Source organism: Streptomyces sp. NPDC002574, from assembly GCF_042889545.1.
Lineage (GTDB): Bacteria > Actinomycetota > Actinomycetes > Streptomycetales > Streptomycetaceae > Actinacidiphila.
In genome coordinates this window covers 71,268-92,494 of sequence record NZ_JBIARB010000005.1, presented here as the reverse complement: position 1 = coordinate 92,494, position 21,227 = coordinate 71,268, and the positions used below count along the sequence as shown (strand labels likewise).

Genomic DNA, 21,227 nt, shown 5'->3' with positions numbered 1-21,227 from the left:
TGCGGCGATTTTCCACGCTACCGCCGCCCCCGTCCCCCGGCAGGTCACCCGCGGGCGGTGGTGCGGGCGGGAAATGGTTACGGGCCTGTCGGTCGTGCGCACTACAGTCCGCACAGCGAACGCACAACATCGACAGACAACAGGGGTGGGACCGGATGAGCACGTCGAGGCGTATGCGCCTTGCCGCCACGGTGGGGGCCGCGGCCGTCGTACTGACCGCGACGGCCGGTTGCGGGGCGGCGCAGGACACGGCCAAGGCCGTGGGTGGGTCGGACACGATCGCGAAGATCCTCGCCCGGGTCAGCGACCGCACGGAGAACGTCGGGGCGGCGCAGGTCACGTTCGTCACCGATGCCGGGCAGGGCAGCCCGATCACGATGACGGGCACGTACTCGTGGGGCAAGGGACTCGCCTACGACGTCATGATGGACACCAAGGCCGCCCAGATGCAGGCCCTTCAGGACGCCCCGACGCTGCGGACCCTGCTGGTGGACGGCGCCTACTACTACAACGTGGACCCGCAGTCGGCCGGTCCGCTCAAGGGCAAGCACTGGATGCGCGTCGACGTGTCGGCGGTGCTGGGCGAGAAGGGCGCCGCGGCGGTCGAGAAGAACGGTGACCCGACGGCGGGGCTGCGCTACATCGGCATGTCCAAGGACGCCGAGGACCTGGGTGAGGAGTCGGTGCGCGGCGTCAAGGCGCATCACTACCGGGTCAGCATCGACAAGGACAACCTGGGCGCCGGGGTGTCCGCGGAGGACAAGAAGAACCTCCTGGACTCCATGGTCGGTTCCGGCGGCAGCATCGACATGGACATCTGGGTCGACGGCAAGGACCTGCCGGTCCGGTTCATCCAGGTGATGGGGAAGGTCAAGGTGACCGCGGACTTCCTGAAGTTCTACAGTCGGGCCAAGACGGTGAAGGCACCTCCGGCGTCGGACACCGGCGACCTCAGCGCGCAGGTGAAGGCCGGCCAGTCGGGCTCCTGACCACCCGCTCTTCCTTCTCCGACGCCCCCGTCCGCGTGCCGCGGACGGGGGCGTTCGCACGTCCTGACCGGGTGCGGACGCGGTCCAACCGCCCCCGTTTTTAAGTTAATTAGCAATTAATATTGACAGGCTTCGGGCGTCCGGCCACAGTTTCCGCCGTGGCACCGGCGCCGGGCACGACCGGGGCGGGGTGCCGCGTGCCGTCCAACTCCCGGGAAGGCTCGGTGGCTTCTCGTCGTGCCGCTCCCCGAGCGCCGCGCTCCGCATTCCTCCCGAGCCGCTCGACCCGTTCCACCAGCTCGTTCGCTCCATCAGGTGTGCCCTCGGGGCCCGTTCGGACCCGGGCACGTCCTGCCAGAAATAAATTAGTAATTAATCTTGACGGGGCGCAGACGCCTGCGACAGGCTTCTCCTGCCGCACCCAGAGCCGGGCCGTCAGGGGGCCTCAGCTCCGTTCCGTGGGCACATTAGGAGTACACAGATGACCGCCATCAACGCCAGCCGCCGCCGGTTCCTCGTGGGAGCCGGCGCAGTCGGCGCCGGCGCGCTGCTCAGCAGCTGCGTCACCCAGAGCCCGGCCGCATCCGGAGGAAAGTCCGGCGGCCCGGTGACCCTGCAGTCCAATCTCTCCTCCCCGCAGGCCAAGACCGCGATGCAGGAGATCGTCGCCGCGTTCGACAAGCGCGGGGAGACGAAGGCGCAGCTCAACACGGTCGCGTCCGAGACCTTCCGTACCCAGCTGCCGACCTACCTCACCTCGGCCAACCCGCCGGACGCCTACACCTGGTACCCCGGTTCCGTCGCCGAGTCGTACGCCAAGAAGGACCTGCTCCTCGACATCAGCGACGTCTGGGAGAAGCCCGAGCTCGCCGGCTACTCCGACGCCCTGAAGAAGCTCTGCACGTCGTCCTCCAGCGGCAAGAAGGTCTTCGTGCCCACCAGCTACTACTGGTGGGGCATGTTCTACCGGAAGTCCAACTTCGAGAAGTGGGGCGTGCAGGAGCCCAAGACCTGGGACGAGTTCCTGGACCTGTGCGACAAGCTCAAGAGCAAGGGCGTCGCCCCCATCGGCCTCGGCGCCGGCGGCGACACCCCGTGGGTCGCCTCCGCCTGGTTCGACTACCTCAACATCCGGGTCAACGGTGCCGGCTACCACCGCGAACTCCTCGCCGGCAAGCACCGCTTCGACGACCCCGAGGTCCGCAAGGTCTTCGACACGTGGGACCAGGCGCGCCCGTTCTTCGACCCCAACGGCACGGCGATCCCCTTCCAGGACGCCACCACCGCGCTCCTCCAGGGCCGCACCGGCATGATGCTGATCGGCACCTTCTTCGCCGACGCCGCGCCCAAGGACGCCATCGGGGACCTGGACTTCTTCCAGTTCCCGATCATCGACCCGAAGGTGCCGGTCGCCGAGGAGGCGCCCACCGACGGCTACTTCGCCAGCGCCCGCAGCCAGCGCGCCGACGGCGTCAAGGAGCTGCTGCGCTACCTCGCCACCGCCGAGGCGCAGGAGCTGTACATCAAGAGCTCCTCGGGCACCGTGCTGCCCACCCACCCCGACGCCAAGGACGCCGGCACCGCGCTGGTGGCCAAGGGCCGCAAGCTCGTCGAGAGCGCCGCGGAGATCACCCAGTTCTTCAACCGGGACTCCAGCGACGCGCTCCAGCCGACCGCCGACACGGCGCTGGTGCACTACCTGGCCAAGCCCAAGGAGATCGGCTCCATCCTGACGACGTGGCAGCGCGGGGCACAGAAGATCTGGAGCCAGTGAGCATGGCTCTGATCGGCTCCGCACGACGGTCCAGGGCCACTCGGGTGCCCCCGGTGGTCCTGGCCTTCGTCCTCGTCCCGCTGCTCGTCGAGGCGTTCTGGGTCTTCTGGCCGGCCCTCCAGGGGTTCTACCTCTCCCTGACCTCCTGGGACGGCCTGTCCACCCCGACGTTCGTCGGCCTCGGCAACTTCAGCGAGATGGTGCACGACGAGGTCTTCCGCACCGCCGCGATCAACACGGTGCTGTGGCTGCTCCTCTTCGGCGGGCTGTCGGCCGGTCTCGGACTCGGTGCCGCGCTGCTGCTCCAGCAGGAGCGGCGCGGCATCGGGTTCTACCGGGCGGCCCTCTTCCTGCCGGTGGTCTTCTCGCTGGTCGCCACCGCCCTGGTGTGGCAGGCGATGTACCAGCCGGACGGCCTGATCAACAACGTCCTCGAGGCCGTCGGCCTCGGCCGCTGGAAGCACGCCTGGCTCGCCGACCAGGACACCGCCTTCTACGCGGTGATCGTGCCGGCGCTGTGGCGCCAGGTCGGCTACGTCATGGTGCTGTACCTGGCCGGCCTCAAGGGCGTCGACCCGGCGCTGTACGAGGCCGCGAAGGTCGACGGCGCCGGCCGCTGGCAGCAGTTCCGGCACATCACCCTGCCGCAGTTGCGCAGTGTCAACGCGGTCGTGCTATCGGTCATCGTCATCGACTCGCTGCGCTCGTTCGACGTCGTATGGGCGCTCACCCGCGGCGGCCCGTACCACTCCTCCGAACTGCTGAGCACCTACATGTACTCCACCGCGTTCCAGTCGCTGCGGCTGGGATACGGCTCCGCGCTCGCCGTCGTCATCTTCGTGCTGGCCTTCGGAGTCATCGCGAGCTACCTCGTGCGCGCCTTCAGGGAGGCCGACTGATGACCGCCACCCACGCCGCCGCACGGGTCGAGGACCCCGACGGCCCGGCGGACCGGACCGGTGGGATGCCGGCCGCGAAGCCCCGCCGGTCCCCGCGGCGCGGCCGCGCCCTGCGCACCGCCGGCTTCCACTTCTCCGCGGGACTGCTGTCCGCGCTCTGGCTGCTGCCGATCGCCCTCGTCCTGGTCACCAGCACGCGGACGTTCGACGACATCGCCGCGCACGGCGTCGGCAGCTGGCCGCACTCGTTCACCTTCGACAGCTTCCGTCAGGCGTGGGTGGACGGCGGCCAGCAGCGCGCCCTCATCAACAGCATGCTGGTCACCCTTCCCACCGTGGCGCTCTCGCTCGGCCTCGCCTCCATGGCCGCCTTCGCGCTCAGCCGCTACGACCTGCCCTTCCGGCGCGTCCTGCTGCTGCTGATGCTCGGCGGCAACCTGCTGCCCCCGCAGATCCTGCTGATCCCGGTCTCCAAGCTGAGCGAAGTGCTCGGCATCTACGACCAGTTGTACGCCCTGATCGGTGTGCAGGTCGGCTTCGGCGTCGGCTTCTACGTCTTCGTGCTGCACGGCTTCATGCGGTCGATCCCGGGCGAGATCCAGCAGGCCGCCGTCATCGACGGCGCGAACCCCTGGCAGATCTACTGGCGGGTCATCCTGCCGCTGGCCCGCCCGGCGCTCGCCGCGCTCTGCGCGCTGTCGTTCACCTGGATCTTCAACGACCTGCTGTGGGCCATCACGGTGCTGCGCACCGACACGCAGATGCCCATCACGGCGTCCCTCATCGGACTCCAGGGACAGTACGTGTCGATGTGGAACGTCATCGCCGCCGGCTCGGTGATCGCCGCTGCCCCCACGGTGGCCGTCTTCCTCCGCTTCCAGCGCCACTTCGTGGCCGGACTCAACCTCGGAGCCGTCAAGTGACCGCGCACGACCGGTGGCTGTTGCGCACCGACACCACCACCTACGCCGTCACCCTCGGCGGCGAGGGCCGCTGGGCCGAGCTCGCCGCCTGGGGCCCGCACGGCGCGGAGGACGGCCCGTCGGCCATGGACTGGTCGCGCCGCACCCACTTCATCACCCCCGCGGACGCGGCGCCGGCCGAGTACATCCCGTACGGGCTGCGGCCGTTCACCGGCGCGGACCTGATCGCCTCCCGCCCCGGCGGCGACCGCGGCAGCTGGTGGCGCTTCGAGGGCGCGGCCCCGGACGGCGACCGCGCGCTGCGCCTGGCCTTCGCCGACGACCTCCTGGGCCTGCGCACGACGCTGTGCTACGAGACGGTTCCGGGCACCGATGTCGTCCTGCGCTGGACGGAGCTGACCTGCACCGGAGACGCCGAGGTCCGGCTGGAGCGCTTCGACTCCGCCGCGGTCAACGTCCCCGTCCAGGGCGGCGCGCGGCTGACGTACCTGGCGGGGCAGTGGTCGCAGGAGTTCCAGCTCCACGACGTCACGCTGGAGCGCGGCCGGTTCGAGATGGAGAGCACCCAGGGTTCGGCGGGCCACGCCTACCACCCCTGGCTCGCCGTGCAGGACGCCGCCGCGCCCGCCGAGGGCGCCACGCCCACCTACGGCATCGCCCTGGAGTGGTCCGGCAACTGGCGGATCACCGCCGACGCCGAGCCCGGGGGCGCGGTGCGGGTGCGCGCCGGCCGGGTGCCCCACGAGGGAGCCGTCCGCCTCGCCCCCGGCGCCACCCTCGTCACGCCCCGGCTGGCCTGCGCGTTCAGCCCGGACGGGCTCGACGGTCTGGCCCGCGTCTGGCACCGCTACGAGCGGCACCTGACCGGCGAGCGCATCGACCGGCCCCACAAGGTGCTCTACAACTCCTGGGAGGCGACCGGCTTCGACGTCGACGCCGGGAACCAGCTGGAGCTCGCCAAGGTCGCCGCCGAACTCGGCGCCGAACTCTTCGTCGTCGACGACGGCTGGTTCACCGGACGCCCCGACGACACCGGCGGCCTCGGCGACTGGGACCCGGACCCGGCCGAGTTCCCCGGCGGGTTCGACCGCTTCGTCGAGGACGTCCGCGCGCTCGGCATGGACTTCGGCCTGTGGGTCGAGCCCGAGGGCATCAGCCCGCGCTCGAAGCTGTACGCCGAGCACCCCGAGTGGGTCTACCGCGTCGACGGCCGCCCGGCCACGCTCGTGCGCAACCAGCTGCTGCTGGACCTCGGCCGCGAGGACGTCCAGGACTTCGTCATCGGCACCCTCGACCGGCTGCTGGGCTCCCATGCCATCAGCTACCTCAAGTGGGACATGAACCGGCCGCCCACCGAGCGCGGCCGCCCCGGTCACCCCGCGGGCGCGGACCCCGAGCTCCAGGATCTCGACGCCGCCCACATCGCCGGCTACCTGCGGGTCCTGGACCACCTGCGCACCGCCCACCCGCACGTCACCGTCGAGGGCTGCGCGGGCGGCGGCGGACGCGTCGAGCACGCCACCATCGCGCGCACCGACGTGGTGTGGCCCAGCGACAACACCGCTCCCATGGACCGGCTGCGCATCCAGTACGGCTACCTCCACGCGCACGCCCCGCACACCATGAGCTCCTGGGTCACCGACGCCCCCGGCGTCTTCGACCCGCGGCCCCGCTCGCTCGCCTTCCGGTTCGTCAACTCCGCCGCCGGCGTGCTCGGCATCGGGGCCGACATCCGCCACTGGACGCCCGAGCAGCGCGCCGAGGCGGCGCGCTGGATCGCCCGCTACAAGGAGATCCGCGACGTCGTCCACCACGGCGAGGTCCACCTGCTGGGCAGCCCCGCCGACCCGACCTGCGGCATCCAGTACGAGGAACCGGGCGGCGCCCGCGTGGTGGTGACGGCGTGGAACACCGGGCCGCTCGACGGCGCGCCCCTGGTGCCCGGACGGCCGGCGCGGCTGCGCCTGCGTGGCCTGCCGCAGGACGCCGTCTACACGGACTCCGCCACCGGCACCCGCTACAGCGGCGCCCATCTGGCGCACTCCGGACTGCCGTTCGCGTGGACGGCGCAGTACGACGCGGAACTCGTCGTCCTGGCCCGGCAGTGACGATCCGGCGAGAATCTGCACACCAGCGATGGAACAGGAGACCACCAGCCCCATGAACCCAGCGGCCCGCTTCACCCACCGCGTCGCCGTCGTCACCGGAGCCGCCTCGGGCATCGGCGCCGCCACCGCGGCGCGTCTGGCCGCTGAGGGGGCGGCCGTCGTCCTCGTCGACATCGCCGCCGAGCGCGGCGAGGAGACCGCCGCGCGGCTGCGCAAGGACGGCGCGCGCGCGGCCTTCGTCGCCGCCGACGTGGCGAGCGAGGACGACTGGCAGCGGGTCACCGACGCCGCGCACGGCTTCGGCCCCGTGGACATCCTGGTCAGCAACGCGTACACGGTGCGGGTCGCGCCCGCCCACGAGACGAGCCTCGCCTCGTGGGAACGGCAGTTGTCGGTCAACCTCACCGGCGCCTTCCTCGGCTTCAAGGCGGTGCTGCCCGACCTGCGCGAGCGGCGCGGCGCCGTGGTGCTGACCTCCTCCGTCCACGCCCACCGGGGCATCCCCGGCCACCCGGCCTACGCGGCCAGCAAGGGCGCGCTGCTGTCGCTGTGCGGCCAGCTCGCCGTCGAGTACGGACCGGAGGTCCGCGTCAACGCCGTGGTCCCCGGGCCGATCCTGACCGCCGCATGGGACCGGGTACCGCAGGCCGAACGCGAACAGAGCGTCGCCGAGACCGCGGCCGGCCGCTTCGGCACTCCCGAGGAGGTCGCCGCCGCCGTCGCCTTCCTCGCCGCCGAAGAAGCCTCGTACATCACCGGAACGAGCCTGCTCGTCGACGGCGGCTGGAGCGTCGTCAAAGCCTCCGCCTGACGGGTACGCCCCGACGGAGACGGCCGAGACGACGGTCCCGCCCCGAACGACCAGTGAGAAAGGCATACACATGACGCCATACGCGCGCCGCGGAGTGCACGGCCAGACCGTGGAGACCCTCGCCCGCCGAGTGCTCAGCGGCGAGATCCCCGAGGGAGCGACGCTCGACATGGCGGCCCTGCAGAGCGAACTGGACGTCAGCCTGACGGCCCTGCGCGAGTCGCTGAAGGTGCTCGCGGCCAAGGGCATGGTCGACGCCCGGCAGAAACGCGGCACCTTCGTACGGCCGCGCGCCGACTGGAACCTGCTGGACGCCGACGTCCTGCGCTGGCAGTTCTCCGAGAACAACGGCAATGGCGCCGACCTGGCGCTGCTGCGCAACCTCGGCGAGGTCCGCGGCATCATCGAACCCGCCGCCGTGCGCCTGGCCGCGACCCGGCGCACCGACGAGGACCTCCGAGCGCTGGACGCGGCCCTGGCCGCCATGAGCGAGGAGGGCAGCGCGAGCCACGCCGTCGAGGCCGACCTCGCCTTCCACCGCGCGCTGCTGGCGGCCACGCACAACGAGTTGCTGGAACGCATGGAGATGGTCATCGAGTCCGGTCTCGCCCAGCGCGACCAGATCGTGCACAGCGCCCCCCACAGCGAGGACCCCGTGCCGAGCCACCGTGCCGTCCTGGACGCCGTGCGCGACCGGGACGCGGACGCGGCGGAGCACGCCATGCGCGCACTGCTCGACCAGGCGATGCGCGACCTGGACAAGGTCAGCGGCCCGCACGGCTCGGAACAGCCCCCCACCGAAGAGAAGGACGACCCGGCAAAGTGAAGATCGCGCGCATCGAGACGTTCCTCGTGCCGCCCCGTTGGCTGTTCTGCCGCATCGAGACCGACGACGGCGTCGTCGGCTGGGGCGAACCCGTCGTCGAGGGCCGCGCCGAGGTGGTGCGGGCCGCTGTCGAGGTGCTGGCCGAACAGCTCATCGGCAAGGACCCGTCGCGCATCCAGGACCACTGGCAGGTGCTGACCAAGGGCGGGTTCTACCGCGGCGGCCCCGTGCTCTCCAGCGCCGTCGCCGGCATCGACCAGGCGCTGTGGGACATCGCGGGCCGCACCCTCGGCGTTCCCGTGCACACCCTGCTCGGCGGGCCGGTGCGCGACACCGTCCGCGTCTACGCCTGGGTCGGCGGCGACGAACCGGCCCGGCTGAAGGACGAGATCACCGCCCAGATCGAGGCCGGCTTCACCGCCGTCAAGATGAACGCCGCGGGGGCCACCCCGCCGCTCACCAGCCCCGCCGAGACGGCCGCCGTCGTCGAGCGCGTCGCCGTCGCCCGCGAGGTGCTGGGCGCGCACCGCGACGTCGCCGTCGACTTCCACGGCCGGTTCAGCGCGGCCAACGCGCGGCGCGTGCTGCACGAGATAGCCCCGCTGCACCCGCTCTTCGTCGAGGAGCCCGTGCTGCCGGACCAGGCGCACCTGCTCCCCGGGCTGGTCGCCGCCTCGTCCGTCCCGCTCGCCACCGGCGAACGGCTCTACGGCCGCTCGGAGTTCCTCTCCGTGCTCACCGCGGGCGTGGCCGTGGCCCAGCCCGACCTCTCGCACGCGGGCGGCATCTCCGAGGTGACCCGGATCGCCGCGCTCGCCGAGACCTTCGGCGCCCACCTCGCACCGCACTGCCCGCTCGGGCCCATCGCGCTCGCGGCGAGCCTCCAGGTCGCCTTCGCCACGCCCAACTTCCTGATCCAGGAACAGAGCCGCGGCATCCACTACAACAAGGACGCCGACCTGCTGTCGTACATGGTCGACACCGAGCCGTTCCGCTTCGTCGACGGCCAGGCCCGGCGCAATGAGGCGCCCGGTCTCGGCATCGACATCGACGAACAGGCCGTGCGCGCCGCCGACCGCACCGGGCACGCCTGGCGCAACCCCGTCTGGCGGCACACCGACGGCTCGTTCGCCGAATGGTGACCGAGTCCCGGCCGGTGCCGGTGCCGGTGCCGGTGGCGCTCACCGCCGTCACCGACCCGGCGCACGGCGGCCGCTGGACATCGTTGTCCGGCGGCGGCCGCGAGTGGCTCTGGCACCGCGAGGAGCCGCGCCGGGCGGGCGTCGCCCCCGGCGACGCCTTCGCCGACGCCGGGGGACTGGAGGAGTGCGTGCCGACCGTGCGCGGACTCCCCGACCACGGTGACGCCTGGTCCCGGCCGTGGCGGGCGGAGGACGACGGGTACGCCGTCGAGTGCCCCGACTTCCGGCTGACCCGGCGCGTCACCACCGAGGCGGGCGCCGTCGTCGCCGCGTACACGCTGCGTGCCGAGCCCGGCCACCGCTTCGTGTGGGCCGCCCACGCCCTGCTGGACCTGTCGCCCGCCGCCCGGCTCGGCGTCGACGGGCCCGCCACCACCTGGCTCTACCCGGACGAGGGCGCCACCCGGGTCCCCGGCACCTGGCCCCGGGTGGGCGGCGTCCCGCTCGACGTGCTCGGACCCGACGACGGGACCGCCGTCGGCGCCGTCGTCGACACCGCCCGGGTGACGGTGACCGACGGTCCCGACACCCTGCACCTGGCCGTCGAGGCGGAGGGACAACCGGTCGCCGTCGCGCTGTGGCGCAACCTCGGCGGCTTCCCGGCCGGCGCGCCGTACCGCTCCACCGGCGTCGAGCCGATGCTCGGACGGGTCTTCGACCGCGCGGGCGCCGGCGAGGGCGACACGGCCGTCGTGCCCGCCTCCGGCGAGGTCTCCTGGCGGCTGACCGTCACCGCGACCCGCCGTACCTGAACCACCCACCAGCAGAAGGGATGTCGGATGGACCTGCTCGCCGCGCTGCGCACCCACCGGCTGCTCGCCATCGTCCGGGGCAACGACACGGACGCCGCACTCAAGACCGTGCTGACCCTCGCCGAGGAGGGCGTCACCCTCATCGAGGTCTCCCTCACCGGACACGGCGCGCTCGACGTGATCGCGCAGGCCCGCGCCGCGCTCGGGCCCGGCGCGACCCTCGGCGCGGGCACCGTGCTCAGCGCCGACGACGCGCACGCCGCCCACCGCGCCGGCGCCGCCTTCCTCGTCACCCCCGCCCTCGGCGAGGGCGTCACCACCGGCCGCGAACTCGGACTGCCCGTCCTGGCCGGTGTGATGACCCCGACCGACATCCTGCAGGCGCAGCGGATGGGCGCCCAGGCGCTCAAGCTCTTCCCCGCCGGCAGCGCGGGCGGCCCCGGCTACCTGCGGGACCTGCGCGCACCCTTCCCGGGCCTGCCCTTCGTGCCGGTCGGCGGGGTGGACGCGCCGGCCGCCGCCGCGTACCTGGCCGCCGGCGCCGTCGCGGTCGGCGTCGGTTCGCCGCTCGTCGCGGACGCGGCCGCCGGCGGCAGCCTCGCCGCGCTGCGGGAGCGGGCCCGGGAGTTCCTGGACGTCGTCCGCGAGGAGCCCGCGCCGTGACGGCCGCCGGCACCGCCTACGCGGTCCTCGGCGACGAACGGCTCGAACTGGGCGAGGGCATCCGCTGGTCGGACGGCCGCGCCGTGCTCACCGACATCCTGACGGGCCGTCTGCTCGCGGCCCCCGCCTTCGAGGCCGTCGCCCGGCTGTCCGTCCCGCTGGGCGCGGTGGCCCCCGTCGAGGGACGCCCCGGCCACTGGATCGCGGCCGCCGGTACGGGCATCTGCCGTACCGACCCGGCCGGGCGCACCCGCTGGCTGGCCCGTCCCGAGGACGGCGCGCCCGAGCCCATGCGCATGAACGACGGTGTCGCCGACCCGTACGGCCGCTTCTGGGCGGGCAGCATGGCCTACGCGGCGACCGAGGACGCCGGATCCCTGTACCGCGTGGACCGCGACGGAGGCGTCACCCGCGTACTGCGCGGCATCACCGTGCCGAACGGGCCCGCCTTCACCGCCGACGGCCGCACGATGTACCTGGCGGACAGCGCCCGCGGCGTCGTCCGGCGCTTCCCGGTGGACGTGGCCACCGGTGAACTCGGCACGCCCGAGACCTTCGTGACCGTGGACTCCGGCAGCCCGGACGGCATGACCGTCGACGCCGAGGGCGCCCTGTGGACCGCGGTCTGGGGCACCGGCCAGGTGCGTCGCCACCTGCCCGACGGCACGCTCGACCGCGTCGTGGAACTCCCCGCCGCCCAGCTCGCCGGACTGTGCCTCGGCGGCCCGGACGGCCGCACCCTGTATGTCACCAGCGCCACCATCGGCCTCGACGCCCCGGGCCCGTTCGACGGCGCCGTCTTCGCCGTCCGCGTCGACGTCCCCGGCACCCCCGCCGCCCCCTACCGCCCCAGCGGCCCCGAACCGGAGGACGGCCCGTGACCACCGACACGGTGAAGCTCGGCCCGGGCCCGGTGGTCTGCCTCGGGGAGACCATGGCCGCGCTCGTGCCGGATCCCTTGGGGCCGCTGGAGAACGCCGACAGGCTGGGCGTCGCGGTCGCCGGCGCCGAGTCCAACGTCGCCCTCTACCTCGCCGACCACGGCGTCCCCGCGCGCTGGGTGTCGGCCGTCGGCGACGACCCCTTCGGCCGCCGCGTCCGCGAGCGGATCGCCGCGGGCGGGGTGGACGTGAGCGGCGTCCGGGTCGACCCGGACCGCCCCACCGGGCTGCTGTTCAAGGACCCGGGGGAGCACGGCACCCGCGTGCACTACCGGCGCCGCGACTCCGCGGCCTCGGCGCTCACCGAGGCCCTGCTCGACGACCCGGCCCTGCACGGCGCCGCGTTGCTCCACCTCAGCGGGATCACGCCCGCGCTGTCGAGCGGTTGCCGCGCCCTCGTCGAGCGCGCGCTGCGCCCCGGACGGCCGTGCCCCGTCAGCTTCGACGTGAACCACCGCCCCGCCCTGTGGAGCGACCGCGCCACCGCTGCCGACGTGCTGGGCACCCTCGCCGACCGCGCCGACATCGTGCTCGTCGGCCTGGACGAGGCGCAGGCCCTGTGGGGGGACACCGTCACCGACGCCCGTTCCGTGCGCGTGCTGCTGGCCCGGCCGCGGGTCCTCGTGGTCAAGGACGGTCCCCGCGCCGCGACCGCCTTCGTCGGCGCCGACGCCCACATGGTCCCCGCACTGAGCGTCCGCGTCGCCGAACCCGTGGGCGCCGGCGACGCGTTCGCCGCCGGCTTCCTCGCCGGCCTCCACCGCGGCCTCCCCGTCGAGCCCGCGCTCCGCCTCGGCCACCTCACGGCCGCCTCGGCCCTCCGCGTGCCCGCCGACCACGGCCCCCTGCCGCCGCCCGGCGTCCTCGCGGCCCTGCTCGCCGCGGACGAGGCGACGTGGCGCGAGGCGTCCGTGGGCTTCGATGAGCCGGCCGGACAGGGGGAGTCGGTGCCCTGACCCCCGGTCGCCGTGCGGCTGGGCGCCGGGGCGTTGTCGGAGCCGGGTGATATCTGTGCCGTATGAACTGTGATCAGGCCGACCCCGCCGAACTGGCGGCGCTTCGGGCGGCGTTCGACGTCGATGACGATGGCGGGTCGGCTCTAGGCTGGGAGGCGGTCCGTTCCTTCGAGGCGGAGCACGGGATCGTGCTGCCCGAGCCGTATCGCACCTTCGTCGCCGAGATTGCCGACGGCTCGTACTCCGGCCCGCCGGAGTACGGGCTGCTGTCGGTGGCCGAGTTGCCGGGCGACTGGGGCGGCGACGAGGGGGACCGGGACCTGAGCGAGCCGTTCCCCCTGACCGAGGCGTGGCTGTGGGAGGACGACGCGGATCCGCCGGAGGATTTCGAGGAGGTCCTCGACCGGGTCTTCAACCACGGTTCGGTCGTGCTGGGCACCGACGGGTGCGCGATGAACTGGCACCTCGTCGTCACGGGCCCTCACCGGGGGCACGTCTGGCTCGTCACCGACGTCGGTGCCGGTCCCTTCGGAGCGGAGTTCGGCTCCACCACGGGAGAATCCGGCTTCGCGGGCTGGGTCCGGCACTGGGCGGCGAACAAGCCCTGGCACGACATCGCGTGACACTCCGCGAGTGAGGCTCGGGACCGGCGTCGGCGCGGCGGATTCGACGCGCGTGCGACGCCGGAACCCTGACGCCACACGTCAGTCGTCCCCCAGGGCCCGTTCGAGTTCGGCCTTGTTCATGTGCGAGCGGCCGTCGATGTTGCGGCGCCGCGCCTCCGCGTACAACTGGTCGTACGTGGGGCCCTGCGCGCCGTGGCCCGAGCGCAGTCCGCCGCGCCGGCCGGAGGAGATGTCGTCCAGGGAGCTGCGGCTGGCGGTGCGGGACTCGCCCGCGCGGGCGCGCTCCTTGTTGACGGTGCGGGCGGCGATCTCCTCCGCACGCTTCTCGCTCTCGCCGCGCTCCCTCGCGCTTTCCTTGATGTGTGCGTACTGCCGCTCGCGCTTGGGGCTGGAACCTGCCGGCATGACCGTCACCTCACCTTTCGCTGCGTGTTCCCGTGTGCTGCGCGTTGTCCCCCCGCTTCCCCCCACTCCCGCTCAGGGCCGGGACCCGATGCCCGTCGCGACCTCGTGGAGCCGTCCCACCGCCCCGCTCGGAGCCAGCACCGCGGTCGACGCGCCGCTGCCCTCGCGCAGGCCCTCCAGGAACTGCTCGACCGCGTCGGTCGCGCTGTGCAGAGGCCGCCAGTCGAGTTCCCGCCGTGCCCGGCCGGTGTCGAGCAGCGGCAGCCGCAGCACCGCGTCGAAGAGTCCGGGGGAGGACGGCACGAGGTGCAGCCGCCACGCGCCCGCCAGGGCGGCGCGCACCGCGGCGCGCGGCATCCGCACGACCTGGGCGCCGAAGATCGAGGCGAGTTCCGCCGCGTCCAACGGCGGCTCCGCGGCGAGGTTGAAGGCACCGCGCACCGGCCGCAGGACCGCCTTGCGGTACGCCTCGGCGGCGTCGTCCGTGTGCAGGGCCTGGAAACGCAGGCCCCGCATGTCGGGCACGACCGGGACGAGCCGCGGCCGGACCAGCCGCCCGGGCAGGAACGGCCCGGCGAACAGGCGGCGTTGCTGCGCGGCGGACTCCTTCTTGAAGATGAAGGCGGGCCGCATGCGCACCACCCGCACCCGCGGATGGTCCGCCTCGTACCCGTCGAGGTAGCGCTCGATGTACGCCTTCTCGCGGCAGTACGCGGCCCCCGGCCAGCCGTGCGTGGGCCAGGACTCGTCGACGCGGCGGTCCTTCGGGCCGGGGGAGTAGGCGGCCACCGACGAGGCGTGCACCAGGGTGGGGACGCCCGCCGCCGCCACGGCGTCGAGGACCCGGATGCCGCCGAGGACGTTGGTGCGCCAGGTGATCGCCGGGTCGTGGCTGGGCTGCAGCAGCCAGGCGAGGTGGACGACGGCGTCGGCGCCGCGGAAGAGGTCCGCCAGCCGGGTGTCGTCGTCCGCGATGTCGGCCCCGACCCACGTGGTCCTCGCCGGGCGCCAGTCCGTGGGCACCCGGCGGGCGATGCCGGTGATCCGGGCGACCGCCGGGTCCTCGCCGAGCACCCGCAGCAGGCTGGTGCCGACATTGCCCGTGGCGCCCACGACGACGACGTGCAGCCCGTCGCGGGGTCCGTGTGCCGGAGTGCTGGTCACGGCGCTCGCCTCCTCGGTGCTCCGACGCTCCTGGATGCGTTCTTGGGGCGGCTACCCGTGTGCGCCGGATTCAGACGGCCCGGCCGGCGACGGCGGCCGCCATGCGGCGCACCGCCTCCGTGATCACCTCCGGGCCGGTCGCCAGGTTGAGCCGCACGTGGCCGGTGCCGCCCGTGCCGAAGTCGGGGCCGGGGCTGAACGCCACGCGGCCGCGTTCCAGGAACACCTCCGAAGGGTTCTCGCCCAGGCCCAGCGCTCGGCAGTCCAGCCAGGCCAGATACGTCCCCGGGGCGGGCCGGTAGCCGACCGAGGGCAGCCGCTCGGCCAGCAGGGACGCCAGCAGCCGGCGGTTGCGGTCCAGATCGGCCAGGACGGCGTCCAGCCAGTCACCGCCCTCCCGCAGGGCCGCGGTGTGGGCGATGACGCCGAGGTGGCTCGGCCCGTGGCCGACCTCCTCCGGCATCCGTGCCAGGTCCCCGGCCGCGGCGGGCCCGGCCAGGGCGAGCGCCGCCTTGAGCCCCGCCAGGTTCCACGCCTTCGACGCCGACATGAGCGACAGCCCGCTCTCCGCGCCCGGCACGCTGAGGTACGGCACGAAGGCGGCGTCCGGGGCGACCACGGGGGCGTGGATCTCGTCGACGACGACCCGCACGCCGTACTGGCCCGCCAGCGCCGCCACGGTGGCCAGCTCCGCGGCGGTGTGCACCGTGCCGGTGGGGTTGTGCGGGCTGCACAGCAGGTACGCGGCCCGCCCCCCGCCCGCGACGCAGCCGGCGAAGGCCTCCTCCAGGGCGGCGAGGTCCAGCCGCAGGTCCGGGCCGAGCGGTGCCTCCACCACACGCCGGTCCATGTGCGTCACGAACTGGTAGAACGGCGGGTACACGGGGCAGTTGACGATCACCGGGTCACCGGGTGCGGTCACGAGTTTCAGCATCTCGACGACGCCGAGCATCACGTCAGGGACGATCGCGGTGCGCTCGCTCGTCACGCCGTCCCAGCCCCAGCGCTCACGGGCGAAGCCCGCGAGCGCGTCGGCGTACCCGGTGCCCGCCGGGTACCCGGTGTCGCCGAGCGCGATCGCCTCGGTGAGGGCCCGGGCCACCGGCTCGGCCAGGGAGACGTCCATCTCGGCCACCCACAGCGGCAGCACGTCGGCCGGGTAGGACCGCCATTTCATGCTCGTACGGCGCCGGAGCTGGTCGAGCGTGAGCCGGCCCAGCGGGCCGGGCACGGGCGAGGGCACGGGTGCGGATGCGGATGCGGGAGGAATCGTGTCCATGACATCAACATAGGGCGGAACCGCGCCCGTGCGGCCCCTCTCGACGCTCATGTGCGGCCGTAGCGGACGCTGTGCTCCGCGAACTCCAGCGCCATGTCGCTGGTGACCGTGGGGCGGGTGGAGCGGATGGTGCGCAGGTAGTCGTCCGTGGTGGCCTGCGTCTTGTTCCCGGTGTCCAAGGTGCGTTCGAACGTGGTCTGCGCGACGGCGCGCGCCGCCTGCTTGATGTCCGCGGGCGTGAAGCCCTCGCTGGCGTCGGCCAGCGCCGTGGTGTCGGCGTCGGCCCCCGCCTTGGCGAGGTAGCTCCCCCACAGCGCGCGGCGTGCCTCGTGGTCGGGCGGCCCCACCGGCAGGACGTAGTCGAACCGGCCGTGCCGCAGGAACGCCGGATCGAGGGCCGCGACGGTGTTGGTGGCGCAGATCAGCAGCCGGCCGTCGCGGTCGCGGAACCGCACGATGGACTTCAGGAGTTCGTTGACCACGCCCACGGAGGCAGGGTCGGCGAGATTGCGGCGGCCCGCGACCTCCTCCACCTCGTCGATGAAGACCAGCACATGGTCCAGTTGCGCGATCTCTTCGAAGCGCCGCCCGAGCCCCGTCGCGATGCCGCCCTCCAGGGCCAGCCGGGACGGGAACAACTCAACGAACGGCCAGCCCAGCCGGCTGGCCACGGCCTGGGCGAAGGTGCTCTTGCCCGTGCCCGGGGGCCCGAACAGCACCACGGCCTGCGGCGGTTCCACCCCGTGCTCGTCGGCGAGCTCGGCATTGGCCAGCGGAAGCACGATGCGGCGCTCGATCAGTGCCTTCTCCCGCCCCATCCCGGCGAGCTTCTCCCACAGCCCGGTGGGCGGCACGAGCGCGCCGAGCGAGGCCAGCACCGCCGGGTCCTGGGCCGTCACCGCCTGGGTCTTCTCGAAGTACGTCAGACCCTGGCGCCGGGTGAACCCGGAGTTGCACAGCGCCGCGGTGCCGGTCTCCTCCTCGGGCAGCACGGCGGCCAGCGTCCGCGCCCCGGCCGCCTGCAGCCGGTGCTCCACCGCGGACAGCAGCGCGGTGCCCAGACCCAGGTTCCGCCAGGACGGATGGAGGCTGATCCGCAGCACCCACGCCCGGTCCCCGTCGACGCGGCCGATCGCGGCGCCGATGAGGTGGCCGTCGGCGATCGCCACCACACTGGGGTGCTGCGCCTGCAGGGCGGCGACCGCCTCGGAGAGGCGGAAGACGGCGGGCTGGTCGGTGGTGCCGCTCTCGGCGTCCAGGCGCACCACGGCCTCGAGATCGTCCGGGGTGAAATCGCGTACGTGCCACACGGCCATGGCGAGCCTCCACGCGTGACGTCCTGCCGTCCCCCCATCATCGGCCGGTCGGCACGCGGGCGCCCCCCGGGCCCCGCCCGGCCCGTGCGATGTTGCCGAACCGGCAAGGAACCTTGCCCGCCCGGGCCCGCCGGGCGCATCGTCGGCTCCGAGGCGGCGCCCGCGAGGGCGCCGCGCCGCGCACTTCGAAGGGACCCGATCCACCGATGACCGACGACATCGCCTCGCAGGAGGACTACTGGGACGGCCGCTACGCCTCGACCGAGCGCGTGTGGAGCGGCAACCCCAACGACGTCCTGGTCCGCGAGACCTCCGGCCTGACCCCGGGCACCGCCCTCGACCTGGGCTGCGGCGAGGGCGGTGACGCGATCTGGCTGGCCGGCCAGGGCTGGCGCGTCACCGCCGTCGACATCTCCGGCGTCGCGCTGCGGCGCGCGGCGGGGCACGCGGCCGACGCCGGCGTCGGTGAGCTGATCACCTGGGAGCGCCACGACCTCGGCGAGTCCTTCCCCGAAGGCGCCTTCGACCTGGTCGCGGCCCACTTCCTGCACACCGTCGGCTACATGCCCCGCGAGCGCATCCTGCGCTCCGCCGCGGCCGCCGTCGCGCCCGGCGGCACCTTGCTCGTGACCGGGCACGGCGGCTTCCCCGCCTGGGAGCACAACCACCACCCGGAGGTGCACTTCCCCACCCCGGACGAGGTCGTGCGCGACCTCGAACTCGCCGAGGGGGAGTGGGAGGTGCTGCTCAGCGAGGAGCACGAGCGCGTGCAGAACGACCCGGACGGCCGGCCCACGACGCGCCAGGACAACGTCGTCAAGGTGCGGCGCCTGCTCGGCGCCGGCTGACGGTTCGCGGGGCGGCCGGTCATGCGGTCGGTCACGCGGCCGGTCAGCCGGTCGCGGTCCGGCCGCCGTCGAGCAGGGCGAGGTCGTCGGCGTCGAGGACGATCGCGGCGGCGGCCATGTTCTCCTCCAGGTGGGACAGGGAGGCCGTGCCGGGGATCTGGACGATGGAGGGGGAGCGGGCCAGGCCCCAGGCCACGGCGATCTGGAACGGGGTCGCGCCGTGCCGTTCGGCCACCTTGGCCAGGCCGTCGCCGTCGAGCGGGGCGTGCCCGCCGCCGAGGGCGAAGAACGGCATGTAGGCGATGTCCACGGTCGCGCAGAAGTCGACCAGGTCGCTGTCGCCCTGGTCCAGGACGCCGAAGCGGTTCTGCACCGCCGCGACCGGAGCGATGGCGCGCGCCTCGTCCAGCTGACCACGCGTCACATTGCTGACGCCCAGGTGCCGGACGAGACCTTCGTCCCGCAACCCGGCGAGCGCGGCGAAGCGTTCGCCGAGGGAGTCGGCCGCGTCGGTGCCGAGCCGCCCCACCCGCAGGTAGACCAGGTCCAGGACGTCGACGCCGAGTTCCCGCAGGTTCTCCTCCACCAGGCCGCGCAACTGCCCGGGCTCCGCCTCCCCGTACATCCGGCCCTCCGCGTCGCGCAGCGGGCCCACCTTGGTGGCGATGGTGACGCCGGCGGGGTACGGGTGGAGGGCCTCGCGCAGGATCGCGTTGGCCCGGTTGCCGCCGGAGAAGTAGAAGGCGGCGGTGTCGATGTGGCGCGCGCCGAGCTCGACGGCCCGGCGCGCGACCGCCACCGACGTCGCCGGGTCGGTGGCGGGCCCGTTCCACCGGCCGGGCAGCTGCATCGCGCCGAAGCCCAGGCGCGGGACGGTGGTCGTCCCGTCGAGGGCGAGCGTGGAGGCGGGGGACGGGGGTTCGTTCGGTTCGGTCGTCATACGGGAAGCATGACTCACGGCGCGATGTCGAGGCGCTGGATCAGGCCGTCGCGCAGCGCGAATCGGTAGCGCAGGTCGACCACTCCGCCTGGGAAGTCGCCCTCAAGGTGGTTGGTGACGGTGCAGTGCTCCGCGTCGCTGCGTTCGGCGGCGGTGAGTTCGGTGGTGTAGGTGTACTCGCTCGCCTCACGGTCCAGCCACCGCTCGACGGCGGCGCGGCCCTCGTACGTCCTGCCGTCGTCGGTCACGGTGGCGTCGGGGGTGAAGGCGCCGATCGCCGTGGGGGTGTCGCGGGCGGCGTGCGCCCGGAGGTAGCGCGTGACGATCCCGGGCAGGTCGGCCGGGTGGATGGGCTGTGCGGTCATGGCGTCGTTCCTCGGGGAGCGGGGGCGTACGGGTGGGTGCGTGAGTAGCTGCTAAATCGGAAGCAAGTGGCTTCTACATTAGCAGCAACTCCACGGCGACGGTCGACCGCGCGGGCCGCCCCCCGCGTGGCGGCGGAGCCGGCACCGGACCGGGTCCGCCGCCGGCCCGGTGCCGTTCAGCGAGGGGTCTGCGCCGTGCCGGTGGCGGAGGCACGCTCGATGGCGTCGATGAGCCGGTGCCGGTCCAGGGCGTGGCGGAAGTCGGGGACGGTGCGGCCGCCCCCGGCGAGGTCGCGGGCGAACTCCGCGTACAGGCGGGCGACGTTGCCGGCCATGGAGCGGGAGAGGCCGGCCGGCAGGTCGTCGCCGAAGTACGGCGCGGGGACCTCCAGGGGAGCGGCGGTGGTGTCCGCGCCGCGGCCGCCGGCCAGGGAGAGATCGGCGACCTGCATGTTGCCCCAGTCCGCGGAGATGACCAGATCGCCTTCGGTGCCGTTGATCTCCCAGCGGAAGTTGTCGCCCCGGGAGGTACCGCCGCGGTAGAACACCGAGGCGGCCGCGCCGCCGGTGAGGGTGCCGATCACGGCGACCTGGTCCGGCGCGGTGATCGGCACCGTGCCGCCGTCCGCGGTGACGCGCGCCTCCGTGCGGCCGACCACGAGGTTGGCGGTCAGCGACTCGAAGTCCCCCAGGATGTGGTTCAGCGGGTCGACGGCGTGCGAGAAGGGCGAGGTCAGCGGGGTCGCGCCGTTGGCGTTGTCGTAGAAGTAGGCCGCCTGGCGGGTGGCGACCTCCGGGCCCCAGACCATGCCGGAGCCGACCATGGTGGTGCCGATCACCCGGCCCACGTATCCGTCGTCGATGAGGTCCTTGGCGTACCGCACCTGCGGGGCGTACCGGCCCTGGGTGCCGATGACGCTGCGCACCCCGGCCTTCTCCGCGAGGTCCGTCAGGTACTGGGCCTCGGCGAGGCCGTTGCCCAGCGGCCACTCGCTGTAGACGTGCTTGCCCGCCTCGATCGCGGCCGACAGCAGTTCCAGGTGCTCGCTGACCTTCACCGCCACCACGACCAGGTCGATGTCCGGGTGCGCCAGGAGTTCCCGGTGATTGTCGTAGGCGGCCACTCCGTACCGCGCCGCCGCGGCCTCCGCCGAGCTGCGCCGGGAGGTGCTGACGGCGCGCAGCTCGTACGCCGGGGACGCTGTGACGGCGGGGAGGTGCGAGATCGCGGCCCAGCCGCTGGTGCTGCCGCCGATGATGCCTACGCCGATCGGTTTCATGGGTTTCCCATCAGGTGTGAAGCGATTGATTCTGGAACGATCCGGTGATTATGCGGAGATCCGTCGGGTCTCGCCGCTCTGGCCGGACTTCGCCAGCTCCCGTGGGGTCGAGTGACGTGGTCTTCCGGCGGGTCATTGCACGCTAACACATTATGGAACG

General features: G+C 73.3%; 21 protein-coding genes. 14 read left to right on the top strand and 7 right to left on the bottom strand.

The window, feature by feature from the left end:
• Positions 1-155: 155 nt before the first annotated feature.
• The 13 genes from ACFYXS_RS12965 to ACFYXS_RS12905 all read left to right on the top strand — a co-directional run bounded on the left by ACFYXS_RS12965 (position 156) and on the right by ACFYXS_RS12905 (position 13,467).
• Entirely contained in the window at positions 156-989 is an 834-nt protein-coding gene (locus tag ACFYXS_RS12965) for a hypothetical protein (RefSeq protein WP_389247088.1), read from the top strand.
• Between the two features lie 481 nt (positions 990-1,470).
• Positions 1,471-2,763 (top strand): ABC transporter substrate-binding protein, encoded by a 1,293-nt coding sequence (locus tag ACFYXS_RS12960; protein WP_389247086.1) that lies wholly within the window; start codon positions 1,471-1,473, stop codon positions 2,761-2,763.
• A 2-nt stretch (positions 2,764-2,765) separates the two neighbouring features.
• The gene (locus ACFYXS_RS12955; RefSeq protein ID WP_389247084.1) at positions 2,766-3,662 is read left to right on the top strand and encodes a carbohydrate ABC transporter permease; all 897 of its coding nucleotides are present in this window, start codon (positions 2,766-2,768) and stop codon (positions 3,660-3,662) included.
• Positions 3,663-3,727: 65 nt separating this feature from the next.
• Positions 3,728-4,585: a carbohydrate ABC transporter permease gene (locus tag ACFYXS_RS12950; protein WP_389247958.1), complete on the top strand. Its 858-nt coding sequence runs from the start codon at positions 3,728-3,730 to the stop codon at positions 4,583-4,585.
• On the top strand, positions 4,582-6,693 hold the full coding sequence (locus ACFYXS_RS12945; protein ID WP_389247082.1) for an alpha-galactosidase: 2,112 nt from the start codon (positions 4,582-4,584) through the stop codon (positions 6,691-6,693). Before ACFYXS_RS12950 ends, ACFYXS_RS12945 begins: the two co-directional genes overlap by 4 nt.
• A gap of 52 nt (positions 6,694-6,745) precedes the next feature.
• Positions 6,746-7,504 carry an SDR family NAD(P)-dependent oxidoreductase gene (locus ACFYXS_RS12940; RefSeq protein WP_389247955.1) on the top strand — a complete coding sequence of 253 codons (759 nt, stop codon included), beginning with the start codon at positions 6,746-6,748 and terminating at the stop codon, positions 7,502-7,504.
• A 70-nt stretch (positions 7,505-7,574) separates the two neighbouring features.
• Positions 7,575-8,330, top strand: coding sequence for a FadR/GntR family transcriptional regulator (locus tag ACFYXS_RS12935; protein WP_389247080.1), 756 nt, complete (start codon positions 7,575-7,577; stop codon positions 8,328-8,330).
• Complete coding sequence (gene dgoD / locus ACFYXS_RS12930) at positions 8,327-9,472, top strand: galactonate dehydratase (protein WP_389247078.1); 1,146 nt, start codon at positions 8,327-8,329, stop codon at positions 9,470-9,472. The genes ACFYXS_RS12935 and dgoD overlap by 4 nt, the downstream gene beginning before the upstream one ends.
• The gene (locus ACFYXS_RS12925) at positions 9,466-10,284 is read left to right on the top strand and encodes a hypothetical protein (RefSeq protein WP_389247076.1); all 819 of its coding nucleotides are present in this window, start codon (positions 9,466-9,468) and stop codon (positions 10,282-10,284) included. Before dgoD ends, ACFYXS_RS12925 begins: the two co-directional genes overlap by 7 nt.
• Positions 10,285-10,311: 27 nt before the next feature.
• A complete protein-coding gene (locus ACFYXS_RS12920; RefSeq protein ID WP_389247074.1) occupies positions 10,312-10,947 on the top strand; it encodes a bifunctional 4-hydroxy-2-oxoglutarate aldolase/2-dehydro-3-deoxy-phosphogluconate aldolase in 636 nt (211 codons plus the stop codon).
• The gene (locus ACFYXS_RS12915; RefSeq protein ID WP_389247071.1) at positions 10,944-11,828 is read left to right on the top strand and encodes an SMP-30/gluconolactonase/LRE family protein; all 885 of its coding nucleotides are present in this window, start codon (positions 10,944-10,946) and stop codon (positions 11,826-11,828) included. Before ACFYXS_RS12920 ends, ACFYXS_RS12915 begins: the two co-directional genes overlap by 4 nt.
• Complete coding sequence (locus ACFYXS_RS12910) at positions 11,825-12,844, top strand: sugar kinase (RefSeq protein WP_389247069.1); 1,020 nt, start codon at positions 11,825-11,827, stop codon at positions 12,842-12,844. Before ACFYXS_RS12915 ends, ACFYXS_RS12910 begins: the two co-directional genes overlap by 4 nt.
• A gap of 62 nt (positions 12,845-12,906) precedes the next feature.
• Entirely contained in the window at positions 12,907-13,467 is a 561-nt protein-coding gene (locus tag ACFYXS_RS12905; protein ID WP_389247067.1) for an SMI1/KNR4 family protein, read from the top strand.
• 81 nt (positions 13,468-13,548) lie between these two features.
• Here the strand turns inward: ACFYXS_RS12905 and ACFYXS_RS12900 are convergent, their stop codons facing one another.
• The 4 genes from ACFYXS_RS12900 to ACFYXS_RS12885 all read right to left on the bottom strand — a co-directional run bounded on the left by ACFYXS_RS12900 (position 13,549) and on the right by ACFYXS_RS12885 (position 17,634).
• Positions 13,549-13,875 (bottom strand): plasmid stabilization protein, encoded by a 327-nt coding sequence (locus ACFYXS_RS12900; protein WP_389247065.1) that lies wholly within the window; start codon positions 13,873-13,875, stop codon positions 13,549-13,551.
• A gap of 72 nt (positions 13,876-13,947) precedes the next feature.
• On the bottom strand, positions 13,948-15,039 hold the full coding sequence (locus ACFYXS_RS12895; RefSeq protein ID WP_389247063.1) for an NAD-dependent epimerase/dehydratase family protein: 1,092 nt from the start codon (positions 15,037-15,039) through the stop codon (positions 13,948-13,950).
• 70 nt (positions 15,040-15,109) lie between these two features.
• Positions 15,110-16,318 carry a MalY/PatB family protein gene (locus ACFYXS_RS12890; RefSeq protein WP_389247061.1) on the bottom strand — a complete coding sequence of 403 codons (1,209 nt, stop codon included), beginning with the start codon at positions 16,316-16,318 and terminating at the stop codon, positions 15,110-15,112.
• A 47-nt stretch (positions 16,319-16,365) separates the two neighbouring features.
• Positions 16,366-17,634, bottom strand: coding sequence for an ATP-binding protein (locus tag ACFYXS_RS12885; protein WP_389247058.1), 1,269 nt, complete (start codon positions 17,632-17,634; stop codon positions 16,366-16,368).
• A gap of 206 nt (positions 17,635-17,840) precedes the next feature.
• On the opposite strand from ACFYXS_RS12885, the gene ACFYXS_RS12880 reads away from it, so the two are divergent.
• Positions 17,841-18,482: a class I SAM-dependent methyltransferase gene (locus tag ACFYXS_RS12880; RefSeq protein WP_389247056.1), complete on the top strand. Its 642-nt coding sequence runs from the start codon at positions 17,841-17,843 to the stop codon at positions 18,480-18,482.
• Positions 18,483-18,525: 43 nt separating this feature from the next.
• On the opposite strand, the gene ACFYXS_RS12875 is transcribed toward ACFYXS_RS12880, so the two are convergent.
• The 3 genes from ACFYXS_RS12875 to ACFYXS_RS12865 form a co-directional block, all read right to left on the bottom strand.
• Positions 18,526-19,422, bottom strand: coding sequence for an aldo/keto reductase (locus ACFYXS_RS12875; protein WP_389247053.1), 897 nt, complete (start codon positions 19,420-19,422; stop codon positions 18,526-18,528).
• 14 nt (positions 19,423-19,436) lie between these two features.
• Positions 19,437-19,787 (bottom strand): nuclear transport factor 2 family protein, encoded by a 351-nt coding sequence (locus ACFYXS_RS12870; protein WP_389247050.1) that lies wholly within the window; start codon positions 19,785-19,787, stop codon positions 19,437-19,439.
• A 176-nt stretch (positions 19,788-19,963) separates the two neighbouring features.
• Positions 19,964-21,067: a Gfo/Idh/MocA family protein gene (locus ACFYXS_RS12865; RefSeq protein WP_389247048.1), complete on the bottom strand. Its 1,104-nt coding sequence runs from the start codon at positions 21,065-21,067 to the stop codon at positions 19,964-19,966.
• Positions 21,068-21,227 lie beyond the last annotated feature (160 nt).